Origin of the sequence: Propionibacterium acidifaciens, assembly GCF_003798325.1 — a bacterium.
Taxonomy (GTDB): Bacteria; Actinomycetota; Actinomycetes; order Propionibacteriales; family Propionibacteriaceae; genus Propionibacterium; species Propionibacterium acidifaciens.
Window position 1 is genome coordinate 1,122,664 of the sequence record NZ_CP033719.1, and the last position, 12,310, is coordinate 1,134,973.

General features: G+C 72.7%; 10 protein-coding genes. 7 read left to right on the forward strand and 3 right to left on the reverse strand.

Translation table 11 applies throughout. The features are described 5' to 3' along the window. Nucleotides 1-2: 2 nt before the first annotated feature. The 3 genes from hemE to EGX94_RS04790 are packed head-to-tail and all read right to left on the reverse strand — an operon-like array spanning nt 3 to nt 4,053. Nucleotides 3-1,904, reverse strand: coding sequence for a uroporphyrinogen decarboxylase (gene hemE / locus EGX94_RS04780; RefSeq protein WP_123825961.1), 1,902 nt, complete (start codon nt 1,902-1,904; stop codon nt 3-5). Beyond that, complete coding sequence (gene hemC / locus EGX94_RS04785; protein WP_123825963.1) at nt 1,901-2,812, reverse strand: hydroxymethylbilane synthase; 912 nt, start codon at nt 2,810-2,812, stop codon at nt 1,901-1,903. Before hemC ends, hemE begins: the two co-directional genes overlap by 4 nt. After that, nucleotides 2,809-4,053, reverse strand: coding sequence for a glutamyl-tRNA reductase (locus tag EGX94_RS04790; RefSeq protein ID WP_192962697.1), 1,245 nt, complete (start codon nt 4,051-4,053; stop codon nt 2,809-2,811). The genes hemC and EGX94_RS04790 overlap by 4 nt, the downstream gene beginning before the upstream one ends. A gap of 510 nt (nt 4,054-4,563) precedes the next feature. On the opposite strand from EGX94_RS04790, the gene asnB reads away from it, so the two are divergent. The 7 genes from asnB (at nt 4,564) to EGX94_RS04825 (ending at nt 12,308) form a co-directional block, all read left to right on the forward strand. Further along, nucleotides 4,564-6,462 (forward strand): asparagine synthase (glutamine-hydrolyzing), encoded by a 1,899-nt coding sequence (gene asnB, locus EGX94_RS04795; RefSeq protein ID WP_081707393.1) that lies wholly within the window; start codon nt 4,564-4,566, stop codon nt 6,460-6,462. A 405-nt stretch (nt 6,463-6,867) separates the two neighbouring features. Next, nucleotides 6,868-7,668, forward strand: coding sequence for a sorbitol-6-phosphate dehydrogenase subunit (locus EGX94_RS04800; protein WP_021797465.1), 801 nt, complete (start codon nt 6,868-6,870; stop codon nt 7,666-7,668). Nucleotides 7,669-7,758: 90 nt separating this feature from the next. Further along, on the forward strand, nt 7,759-9,669 hold the full coding sequence (locus tag EGX94_RS04805) for a BglG family transcription antiterminator (protein WP_021797467.1): 1,911 nt from the start codon (nt 7,759-7,761) through the stop codon (nt 9,667-9,669). A gap of 1 nt (nt 9,670) precedes the next feature. Further along, nucleotides 9,671-10,225 carry a transcriptional regulator GutM gene (locus tag EGX94_RS04810; protein ID WP_021797458.1) on the forward strand — a complete coding sequence of 185 codons (555 nt, stop codon included), beginning with the start codon at nt 9,671-9,673 and terminating at the stop codon, nt 10,223-10,225. Further along, nucleotides 10,222-10,773: a PTS glucitol/sorbitol transporter subunit IIC gene (gene srlA, locus EGX94_RS04815; RefSeq protein WP_021797462.1), complete on the forward strand. Its 552-nt coding sequence runs from the start codon at nt 10,222-10,224 to the stop codon at nt 10,771-10,773. The genes EGX94_RS04810 and srlA overlap by 4 nt, the downstream gene beginning before the upstream one ends. Nucleotides 10,774-10,800: 27 nt before the next feature. Further along, nucleotides 10,801-11,850: a PTS glucitol/sorbitol transporter subunit IIB gene (gene srlE, locus EGX94_RS04820; RefSeq protein WP_021797463.1), complete on the forward strand. Its 1,050-nt coding sequence runs from the start codon at nt 10,801-10,803 to the stop codon at nt 11,848-11,850. Between the two features lie 98 nt (nt 11,851-11,948). Beyond that, entirely contained in the window at nt 11,949-12,308 is a 360-nt protein-coding gene (locus EGX94_RS04825; RefSeq protein ID WP_028707106.1) for a PTS glucitol/sorbitol transporter subunit IIA, read from the forward strand. Nucleotides 12,309-12,310 lie beyond the last annotated feature (2 nt).

The following is a 12,310-nucleotide window of genomic DNA, read 5'->3' on the forward strand; positions in this document are numbered from 1 at the left end:
GGTCAGTGCCCCTCCTTCCTGTGGGGGCCGGCGTGCACGGCGTCGACGATGCGGGCGAGCACCTGCGGGTCGGCGTCCTTGGGGACGCCGTGCGCCAGGTTGACGATGTGGGCGGGCGCCCGGCGCCCCTCCTCGAGGATCCGTGCCAGGGCGGCGTCGAGGTCGGCGAGGGGCCCCGACAGCAGGGCCGGGTCGAGGTTGCCCTGCAGCGGGGTGGCCCCGCCGAGGAGCTCGTCGGCCCGGGAGAGCGTGAGATCGCGGGCCACCCCCATGACGTCGGCGCCGGCGTCGCGCATGGCGCGCAGCAGCGCCGCCGTGCCCGTGCCGAAGTGGATGCGGGGGACGCCGAGACGGCCCATCGCGCGCAGCACCCTGCCGGAGGCGGGCTGGACGTGGGCGAGGTAGTCGTCCTCGGCGAGCTCCCCGACCCAGGAGTCGAAGAGCTGCACGGCGCTCGCACCGGCGAGCACCTGGGCGCGCAGGAAGGCGATGTCGAGCTCGGCGACCCGGTCGAGCAGCCGGGCGAAGACCTCGGGCCGCTCGTGCATGAGGGCCCTCGTGCGCTCGTGCCCGCGGGAGGGGCCGCCCTCGACGAGATAGGAGGCCACCGTGTACGGGGCGCCGGCGAAACCGATGAGCGGGGTGGCGCCCAGCTCGGCGACGGCGAGGCGCACCGCCTCGCGGATGGGCTCGAGGGCCTCGTCGGTCAGGGCGGGCAGGGCGTCCACGTCGGCCTCGGTGCGCACCGGCCGGTCGAGCACCGGCCCGACGCCGGGGACGATGTCGACGCCGACCCCGGCCAGCCCGAGCGGGACCATGATGTCGGAGTAGAGGATCGCGGCGTCCACCCCGTAGCGGCGCACGGGCTGGAGGGTCAGCTCGGCGGCGAGAGCCGGGGTCAGGCAGCTCTCGAGCATCGTCGTGCCCTCGCGGGCGGCGCGGTACTCGGGCAGTGAGCGGCCGGCCTGGCGCATGAACCACACGGGCGTGCGCTCGGGGCGCTCGCCGCGGGCGGCGCGCAGGAAGGCGCTCCCGGCGATGTCGGCCCGCCGGCTCGGATGCTCGGGGCCGAGTTCATCAGCGGCCCCGCCGCTCGGGCCGGGCGCGCCGAGGGCGGCGGCCACCTCGACGGCCAGGGCCGTCGGGTCGGTGGCCGTGCACTCGACGACGTCGAGGCCCAGCGCGCGGGCGGTGGCGCTCGTCGTGGGGCCGGCGCCGAGGACGAGGGTGCCGGCGGGCACGCCGTCCGGCCCGGCGAACCCGGCCAGGGCCCGGGCCGCGCTCGAGGAGCGCAGCAGGACGGCGGAGTAGGCGCCGCGGGCCAGGGGCCCGACGCTGGCCGGCGGCTCGGGGCGCGCGACGGTGGTGTAGACGGGCAGCCGGAGGACGCGCCAGCCCCCGGCGCGCAGGCCCTCGGGCAGCTCGGCGCGGGCGATCGCGCTGCCGGGCAGGAGGGCCACCGGGTCGACGGCGGGCACCGGCAGGGCGCGCAGCCGGGGCAGGACGGTGCCGTTGAGCAGTTCGACGAGGGCCTCCGCGTTCGGCGCGGTCTCGGCCCGCTCCGCCAGCGGCCCGGGCAGGGCCCCCCGGGTGCCGCGCCCCGTGACGAGGACCCGTATCCGCTGGTCGAGGGCCGACGACAGCGCCCGCTCGAGGGGCCCCCTCCCGGCCACGGACTCGAGATGCCCCCAGGTGCGGGGCGAGGTGATGATGAGGGCGGTCTGGGGGCCGGCCGCGGCGAGCAGGCCGACGAACCGGTGGGCCGGCATCGGATCGTCGCAGGGGCGCGTCACGAGATAGGGGTCGGTGGCGCTGGCGATGCCGTGGTCGTCGAGCGCCCGGGCGTCCCGCTCGTTGCCGTCGGGGCGGATGAGCAGGACGGGCCTGCGGTCCGGCTGACTCATCGGGCGACCTCCAGGAGTTCGGCGGCCGCCCGGGCGCCGGCGGCACGGGCGGCGGAGAGGGCGTCCTCGCCGAGTTCCGCGTCGATCTCGACGTGGGCGTGGTCGACGCCCAAGTGGTCCGTGAGATCGGCGACGAGGCGCAGCCCGGGGCCCTCGAGCTCGCAATACGCGCCGACGGCGGTGGTGCAGGTGGCGCGGACGCCGGTGAGCACCTGCCGCTCGGCGGCCACGCGCAGGCGGGCGCCGGGGTCGTCGACGAGGCCCACCGCCTCGGCCATCGGGTGGTCGGCGCGCATCTCGACGGCCAGGGCCCCCTGCGCCGGCGCGGGGACGATGATCCGCGGATCGACGAGCTCGGCGATCTCGTCGCCGCGGCCGATGCGCTCCAGACCGGCGGCCGCCAGCACCGCGGCGTCCACCTCGCCGGTGCGCACCATGCGCACGCGGGTGCCGACGTTGCCTCGGATCGGGACGATCCGCAGGTCGGGGCGGGCGCGCAGCAGGGCGCTGGCCCGGCGCGGGCTCGAGGTGCCGACCCGTGCGCCGGGCGGCAGGGCGGCGAGCCCGGAGCCGTCGCGACTCACGAGGGCGTCCTGGGCGGCGGCGCGCTCGGGCACGGCGACGACCCGCAGGCCCGGGACCGGCGCGAAGGGAAGATCCTTGAAGGAGTGGACGGCGACGTCGACCCCGCCGTCCGTCAGCACGTCGCGCAGGCGGGCGGCGAAGGCCCCCGGACGCGGCGGGGCCGACAGCGGGATCGACAGATCGTCCCCCTCGGTGCGCACGCGGACGAGCTCGGTCTCCGCACCGGTGAGCTCCTCGATCCGCCCGGCGACCGTGAGGGTCTGCGAGACGGCCAGCTCGGAGCCGCGCGTGCCGAGGCGCAGCGGCCCGCCGGTGCCGGTCACCGGTCGACCTCGATCCCCAGCAGGGTGAGCGCCGCGAAGAACTCCTCGCCGCGCCCCTCCTCGGCGAGCTGGTTGCCGCGGACGGTGGGCGTGTGGAGCATGACGCCGGCGAGATGGCGCAGCGAGCGCTCGACGGCGGCGCAGACCTCCTCGGACTCGCGGGCCCGCACCCGGGCGATCTCGCGGTCGACGAGGACGCCCACCTCGGCGCGCATGGCGGCGATGGCCGGATCGGCGCCGCGGGAGCGCTCCTTGGCCAGGTGCCGCGCGACGCCCTCGTCGACGACCTGCTGGGCCTGCTCGATGACCTCGCGCTGGGTCTCGTCGGCCCGGTCGCGCACCTCCTCCAGACCGATGACGCGGACGCCGGGCAGGGCCCTGGCCTCCTCGGTGAGATCACCGCCGAGGGACAGGTCGAGGACGGGGAACGCGCCGGGCGCGGCCAGCTCGGGGCGTCCGGCGAGCAGTGGCCCGGCGCCGAGCACGGCGCCGTTGCCGCTGCACGTGACGACCAGCTCGGCCTCGGCGACGGCCCCGGCGAGCCCGTCGTCGTCGAGCGGGACGACGTCGTGGTGGGCGGCGAACCGCTCGGCCCGGCCCGAGGCCGACCAGCAGCTGATCCGGCCGGCGCGGCGCGTGCCGAGCTCGGCGAGGACGACGCGGGCGAAGGCGCCGGTGCCCACCAGGAGCACCCGCCGGCCGCGCAGGCCGCCCGGCAGGCCCGTCATGTCGAGGCCGACGCCGGCGACGGAGCGGCCAGCGGCGCCGAGCGAGGTGCGGCTGGCGACGGCGCGCGAGCTGGTCAGCGCGTCGTGGCAGAGGCGGTGGAGGCGGCCGGTGCACTGGCCGCGCTCGGAGGCCAGCTCGTAGGCCCGGCGCAGCTGGCCGGCGACCTGCTTGTCGCCGATGACCGCGGCGCGCATCCCGGCGGCCACCTCGAAGACGTGCTGGACGGCGGCGTCGCCGACGTCCGCGCGCAGGCCGGACAGGGCGCGCTCGTCGACGTCCGGAGCGAGCTCCCGGGCCAGCTCGCAGACGCGCTCGCGCAGCCGCCCGGGCTCGAGGGAGTCGTCCGTGTCGCAGATCAGCTCGAAGCGGTTGCACGTGGACAGCAGGACGGCCCCGGCGACATCGGCCTGCCGGGCCATGAGGACGCGGGACAGCCCCTCGCCGTCGGACAGGGTGGCCAGCGCCGCCAGCGGGGCGGTCCGGTGATCCACACCGATGACTTGGATGCGCACGCGGGCATAGTAGGCCCTGCCGGAACGAGAACGTGAGTCCCGAAAATGACGACAGCCCGTCGCATCCGCGGGGCACGGGCGGGAACGCCCACCGCCTGTGCCGCGGGTCTGTGCCCCGCCCGTACCGGACGATCCATCCCGCGGGGCGTCAGAGCCGCCCTCGGCGGCGCCTTTCCCGCCGCGGGCGCGGGACCAGCGACGTGACACCGAGAAATCCTTCATCATCGGTACCCTTCCCGCCGCGGGAGCGGGATCGGCGACCACGAGGAGAACATGCTTCGGCCGCCCGGCCCCGATGATGACCTGTGGGCCGGGGGACGACCGCCAGTCCGCCCCCGGCACGGAAAGCGCTGCGGACAGGTCTTCCGCCGCGGGCGATCGTCCCGCGGGCGCGGATCGTGCGTGCGCACCCTGGACGGCGCCGGACGCCGGCATCGGCCATACTGGGGGAGCGGCCTCCCGCCCGTCGTCGCGCCATCTTCAGGAAGGCATCATCCCGTGTGCGGTTTCATGACGTTCATCTCCACCGACGCCCTGCGCGCCGAGCGCGTCGACCAGGTGCGGGCGGGGATGGCCCTCCAGCGGCACCGCGGCCCCGACGACACCGAGGTCTGGCACGACGACCGCGCGGTGCTGGGCTTCAACCGCCTGTCGATCATCGACATCGAGAACTCCGGCCAGCCGCTGCGCTGGGGCCCGCCCGAGGACCCCGACCGCTACTGGATGGTCTTCAACGGCGAGATCTACAACTACCTCGAGCTGCGCGCCGAGCTGGCCTCCTCCGACGGCGCCGTCTTCCACACCGAGGGCGACGGCGAGGCCATCGTCGCCGGCTACCACTACCACGGGGCCGACTGGGTGCAGAGGCTGCGCGGCATGTTCGCCTTCGTCATCTGGGACGCCCGCGAGCAGCGGGCCTTCGGCGCCCGCGACTGGTTCGGCATCAAGCCGCTGTACACCGCCGCGACGCCGGACGGCGTCGCGTTCAGCTCCGAGGCCAAGAGCCTGCGCGAGCTCACCGGCACCGCACGGGTGAGCGCCCGCGCGCTGCAGCACTACCTCGTCCTCCAGTACGTCCCCGAGCCCGAGTCGATGGACGCCGGGCTCACGAGGATCGAGTCCGGCTGCTCGTTCACCGTCGAGGACGGCCGGTTGGAGCAGACCCGCTACTTCCACCCGGTCTTCGACTCCCGGCCGGTCACCGGCCCCGAGTCCCGGGAGGCCCTCTACGACCGGATCGCCGCCGTCCTCGACGACTCGGTCGCCAAGCACATGCGCGCCGACGTGACCGTCGGCTCGTTCCTGTCCGGCGGCATCGACTCGACGGCGATCGCCGCCCTGGCCAAGCGCTACAACCCCGATCTGCTCACCTTCACCGCGGCCTTCCGGGCCGAGGGCTACTCCGAGAACGACGTCGCCGACGAGTCGGCGAGGGCCATCGGGGTGGAGCACATCACCCGCTGGGTCACCGAGGAGGAGCTCACCCGGACGCTGCCCCTCATCATCTGGTACCTCGACGACCCGGTCGCCGACCCGGCCCTCGTGCCGCTGTACTTCGTCGCCAACGAGGCCCGCAAGCACGTCAAGGTCGTCCTGTCGGGCGAGGGCGCGGACGAGTTCTTCGGCGGCTACACGATCTATCATGAGCCCGTCTCGCTGGCCGGCTTCGAGCATCTTCCGATGGCGCTGCGCCGCGGGCTGGGGGCGGTCAGCCGGGCACTGCCGAACGGCATGCGGGGCAAGGACATGCTGCGCCGTGGCGCCCTGCGGCTCGAGGACCGCTACTACGGCAACGCCCGCATCTTCCGCGAGGAGCAGCTTCCGGGTCTGTTGCGCACCTACGACCCGTCGATCAGCTTCCACGACGTCACCGACCCGCTCTACGAGGCCTCCCGCTCCTGGGACCCGGTGCAGCGGATGCAGCACGTCGACCTGTTCAGCTGGCTGCGCGGCGACATCCTCGTCAAGGCCGACAGGATGACGATGGCCAACTCGCTGGAGCTGCGCGTGCCGTTCCTCGACAAGGAGGTCTTCGAGATCGCCCGCCGCATCCCGATGAGCGAGAAGCTCGCCGGCGGCACGACGAAGTACGCCATGCGCAAGGCGCTGGAGCGGATCGTCCCCGAGCATGTGCTGCACCGCCGCAAGCTCGGCTTCCCGGTGCCGACCCGCGTCTACCTCAGGGGGGACTCCTACGCCTGGGCGCGCGACATCATCGAGAGCTCCCCCACCGACGAGTTCATCGACCCGAAGGCGGCCATGAGGCTGCTGGACGAGCACCGCGCCGGCGTCGCCGACCACTCCCGCCGCGTGTGGACGATCGTCTGCTTCATGCTCTGGTACGACATCTTCGTCGCCGGCACGGTGACCCCCGAGGTGCCCCGGCCGCAGTACCCGGTGCGCCTCTGAGCCCGCGCGGTCGACGCCCTCGCGCCACGGCCCCGGCCGTCCCGCGCTCCGACCCACCGTTCGCCCCCGGCCGTCCCACGCCCGGCCATCCCGCACCCCTCACCCGTCCCACGCCCCGGCCCACCGTTCCCACCTCACTTTTGTGCTCGCACCTCGGACATAACCCGGGTGCAAACCAAAAAGTGAGGTGCGAACCAATGACGGGGACGGGACGACGCGCGCCCCGGACGCGAACCGGACGAGCGGGCCGGCGGGGGCCGGGCGCCGCGGGAGCCCACGGGGCATTCGTGCGATCTTTTTCCCCGAACCGGAGAACCGGCAGCAGAACGATCCGTTCACAACAGCGGATGCCCGAAATAGCGTCGATTCCGCAACCACCCGGGAACCGTCGGAACGGAGTCGTCAATGTCGAACACATGGCTGGATCTTGATGACAAGGTCGTCATCGTCACCGGAGGCGACTCCGGCATCGGCAGGCACATCGTCGAGGGCCTGCGCTCGGCGGGCGCGCAGGTCGCCTGCCTCGACCTGACCGTCGAGGACGGCGTGGACGTCTCCGGCGTCCTCGACGTCGGCGTGGACATCACCGACGCCGGGGCCGTCGAGGCCGCCGTCGCCACCGTCGAGGAGCACTTCGGCCGCATCACCACCCTCGTCAACAACGCCGGCGTCAACCAGCCCCGCCTGCTCGTCGACGCGAGGGGCGAGGCCCCCCAGTACGAGCTGGACGAGAAGTCCTTCGCCTTCATGTTCGACGTCAACGTCAAGGGCGCCTTCCTCATGGCCCAGGCCGTCACCCGCCGACTCGTCCGGGCCGGCGCGGGCACCATCATCAACATCACCTCCGAGGCCGGCGCCGAGGGCTCGAAGGGGCAGTCGGCGTACTCGGCGACCAAGGGCGCCCTCAACGGCTTCACCCTGTCGTGGGCCAAGGAGCTCGGCCCGCTGGGCATCCGCGTCGTGGGCGCGGCCCCCGGCATCCTCGAGCCCACCGGCCTGCGCAGCCCCGCCTACAACGAGGCGCTCGCCTACACGCGCAGCACGACCGTCGACCGGCTGTCGCCCGACTACAGCAGGACCATCCCGTTGGGCCGGCCCGGCACCCTTGACGAGGTGGCCGATGTCGTGTGCTTCCTCGCCTCCGACCGCTCGGCCTACATCACGGGCACGACCGTCACCGTCACCGGAGGCAAGTCCCGGGGCTGAGCCGTCGCCGACCCCGTACGATCCGCGCCGGTCCACCGCCGGCCCGACCCATGCACCGTTGCACGAATCGCTCTCATCACCAGGATCATCGTGAACAGACGAGCAGAGATACTCCTCCAGCTGGAGCGACATCTCTCCGCCGATCCCGAGGCCCTCCAGGACCGTCTCGGGGTCGGCGCGAAGACGATCACGAACGACGTCCGCGAGCTCAACTCCGTCCTCGACCGGGTCGCCCAGGTGCGTCTCGACCGGGGCCGCTACCGCCTGTGGGTGATCGACCGGGACCGCTACGCGCGGCTGCGCGCCGAACTCGTCGACGGCTCCACGTCCTTCAACGATCCCGGCACCCGCTGCGGGCACATCACCGCCCGCCTGGCCCGGGCCGCAGGCCCCCTGCTCGTCGACGACCTCGCCCACGAGATGTCCGTCGGACGCTCCACCGTCCTCGGCGACCTGGGCACGCTGCGCGAGCGCGCCGCCGCCTACGGCATCACCATCGTCGGGCGCCCCAACCGGGGCATCGAATGGCACGGCGACGAACTGAGCGAGCGGCTGTTCATCCTCGACCACCACTACCCCGCGGTCTACTCCGGCTACCCGCTCGACGAGAACCTCGTGGCGGTCGTCGAACGGGTCGTCGAGGACTTCTCGATCTCGATCCTCGCGGCCCAGGAGATCACCCGCTGGTACACGGTCATGCTCGACCGCACGCTCACCGGCCATCCCCTCGAGACGCTGCCGGCGGAGTACGGGGCCGTCCGCGCCAGCAGCGCCCACGCCTTCGGCGCGGAGCTCATCGCCGCGGTCGGCGCAGAGCTGCAGCTGCCCGTCCACCCGAACGAGGCGGTCTTCATGACGCTGCCGGTCATCGGCATGCACACCCCGCACGACGAGCGCCGCCTCGCCCGGTTCCCCACCTCGGCAGAGGTCCGCCCCCTGCTCGACGTGATCCTCGCCGAGATCGCCGCCGAGATGGGCATCGACATCCCCTCCTCGGAGATGCTGACGAACTTCGCCCACCACCTGGCCTTCATGGTCAACAGGCTGCGCTTCGGCATCCGCATCCCCGCCGCGCCCACCAGCGATCTGCGCAGCGCCTACCCCGTCGCCGCGCAGATGGCCGCCATCACGGCCGGGATCATCGACCGCGAGCTCCGCCTGCGGCTCCCCGACGAGGAGATGCAGCTGCTCACCGGGTACTTCCAGGTCTTCATCGAGGAGCACCGCACGCTGACCAGCCCCGACTACCGGGTGGGCGTCGTCACCCGCGGCGGCGGCGTCTCGGCCCGGCTCGTGCAGCTCCAGCTCGCCACGGTGATGGCCCCGTCCACGCGCTACGAGCTGCTCAGCCTCGACGAGGCGGACGAGGACGGCCTGGACGGCTTCGACCTCGTCGTCGCGACGACCGACCGGCCGCTGCGCACGGACGCCCCGCTGATCCGCCTGACCGAGGTCTTCGACCGCGAGGAGCTGCTGCACCACATCAACCGGCTGCGCTTCGACAAGGGCGTCGACGTCCTGCTCGGCGCCGGCACCCGCTCGCTGCTGGCCGGTCTGCTCACCGCCGAGCGCTTCGTGGTCCTCGACCCGGCCGACGACCACGAGGAGCTGCTCGCGAGCATGCTCGACCGGCTCGTCGCCGCCGGAGAAGTGCCGCCCGGCTTCCGCGAACGCGTCCGAGAGCGCCAGGAGCGGGCGTCGATGCTCCTCAGCCCGCAGGTCGCCTTCCCGCACGCCACCCTGCCCGAGGGCTCGGACCGCATCGTCCTGGCCGTCGGCGTCGTCCCGCGCAGCGGGGACTCCGACGGGTTGCGCCTCCTCATCCTGCTCGGAGTGCCCGACAAGGGCGACTACGACGACACGGTCCTCGTCGACATCTACGACGAGGTCATCCGGCTGGCCGCCGACCGGCCCGGCCTCGACCGGATCTGCCGACTCACCTCGTACGAGCAGTTCTTCTTCCACATGACGAACGATCCGGCCCACCTCAAGGAGAACTGACATGAACTACTGGTTCGTCCTCACCGCGCTCGGCGCGGCCTGTCTGGCCCAGATGCACCTGGCCGCCGTGCAGATGAAGGACTTCTCATCGTCCTACGGCGCGCTGCGCAGGCGCGGCAGGGTCGCGATCGGCAAGCGCAAGAACGCCTTCAGCGCCGGTGCCATCGCGATGCTGCTCCTCGACGGGGACGGCACCGTCATCGACGCCAGGGCCATGTCGGGCCTGACCGTCATGGCCCGGTTCAAACCGTTGGACGGCGTCACCGGGCGCCGCATCGACGACTTCGACCCGGCCGCGCTGCGCCGCTGCCCCAGGGGACTGCGGCTCGCCGTGGCGAACGCCCAGGAGAACTGGGCGACGGCCCGGAACGGGGGCGTGCCCGAGGATCCGCCCGGCCCGCTCGGCCGGCTGCTCGAAAGGCTTCCCGGCCGCGCCGGGACGGGACGGGCCCGCCGCCGGGCGGGCTCCCCCGGCCGGCCCGCCACCACCGCCACGGCCCGCAGGAGAGTCGTGCGGTCGACCCCACCCACTCGACTGGAAGGAGTGATCTCATGAACGTCATCGTCAAGGCGGCCGAATGGTTCATCGGCCTGTTCCAGGAGGGCGCCAACACCTTCATCGGATGGATGGGCACGACGGTCCCCCTCGTCCTCGTGCTCATCATCTTCATGAACTCCATCATCGGCATGATCGGCGAGGACCGCATCAACGGCCTGGCCCGGCACGCCGCCGGCAACCCCGTCACCCGCTACATGGTTCTGCCGTTCCTCGGCGCCTTCATGCTGGGCAACCCGATGGCCCTGTCGCTCGGGCGCTTCCTGCCCGAGTTCTACAAGCCCTCCTACGCAGCGGCCGGAATGCAGTTCTGCCACACCAGCAACGGCGTCTTCCCGCACATCAACCCGGGCGAGCTGTTCGTCTGGCTCGGCATCGCCAACGGCATCGACCAGCTCGGTCTGCCGACGATGCCGTTGGCCATCCGCTATCTGCTCGTCGGCCTGCTCATGAACTTCCTGGGCGGCTGGAGCACCGACTTCATCACCCGGTGGGTCGAGAGGCAGCAGGGCGTCAGGCTCCGCCGCGAACTCCGGGCCGCCGCGTAGCCGCGCGAGAAGAGAGGAACCCTTCACATGACACACCAGGCAATCACCATCACGCGCGGGAACTCCGGCTACGGCGGCCCCCTGACCGTCAGCGCCAGCGGGACGAGGAACAAGATCGTCTACATCGTCGGCGGCGGCGCCAAGCCCGAGGTCGTCGACCGGATGGAGGAGCTGTCCGGGATGGAGTCGGTCAACGGCTTCGGCACCTCGGTCCCCGACGAGGAGACGGCCGTCGTCGTCATCGACTGCGGCGGAACCCTGCGCTGCGGGCTCTATCCGAAGAAGGGCATCCCGACCGTCAACGTCATGCCGACCGGCAGGGCCGGCCCGCTGGCCCAGTTCATCAACGAGTCCATCTACGTCTCGGCCGTCGGCCCCGACCAGGTGAGCCTCGCCGACCCGGGCGCGACCCCGGCCGGACGGGCCGCGGTGCCGGACGGCGCCGAGAGCACGACTCCGGCCGGGCCCGCGGCACAGGACGCCGACGACGCCGTGCACTACTCGTCCGACATGAAGGTCTCGGAGGCGCTGGCGCAGAAGAGGAGGAAGAACCTGCTCGAGAGAATCGGCCTGGGGGCGGGCAGAGTCATCGCGATCTTCTACCAGGCCGGCCGCGACGCCATCCAGACGATGATCACGACGATCCTGCCGTTCATGGGCTTCGTCGCCATGCTGATCGGCATCATCAAGGCCTCGGGCCTGGGCAACTGGTTCACCCACTTCCTGACCCCGCTCGTCGGCTCCGGCCCGGGTCTGCTGGTGCTCGGCCTCATCTGTTCGCTGCCGTTCCTGTCGCCGCTGCTCGGCCCGGGCGGGGTCATCGCCCAGATCATCGGGACCCTCATCGGCGTCGAGATCGGCAAGGGCGCCGTCAGCCCGAGCCTGTCCCTGCCGGCCCTGTTCGCCATCAACACCCAGAACGGCTGCGACTTCATCCCGGTCGCCCTGGGCCTGGCAGAGGCCGAGGCGGAGACGGTCGAGATCGGCGTCCCGGCCGTGCTCTACTCGCGCTTCGTCAACGGCGTGCCGCGCGTGGCGGTCGCCTGGCTCGCCTCCGTCGGCCTCTACGCGGCCTGACCCCGCCGGGACGCCCCGGCGCCCCTCACCGACCCGACCGACCTCATCCACCCGATCGCATGCTGCGCCCGGCGCAGCGCAACGACAAGGAGACCGACATGGCTCAGATCTACACCACCACCGTCAGGGGGATCGGCCCCGAGGCCGCCTCGTTCGCGGAGCAGGGCATGTACGTCCTGTTCGGCGACGGGGCCCCCGCCTCACTCGCAGACTTCTGCTTCACCATCGACATCAACCGGTCCGCCGACGACATCAGGCCGGGCGACCGGCTCGTCATCGACGGCACCGCCTACCCGATCACCGCGGTCGGCGGCCTCGTCCGCAAGAACCTGGACGGGCTGGGCCACATCACGCTGAACTTCGACGGCGCCGCCCGGGCCCAGCTCGAGGGCACTCTGCATGTGCAGGGCGAGGCCCCTGCGCTGACGATCGGTTCAACGATCTCCATCGAGAACTGAGC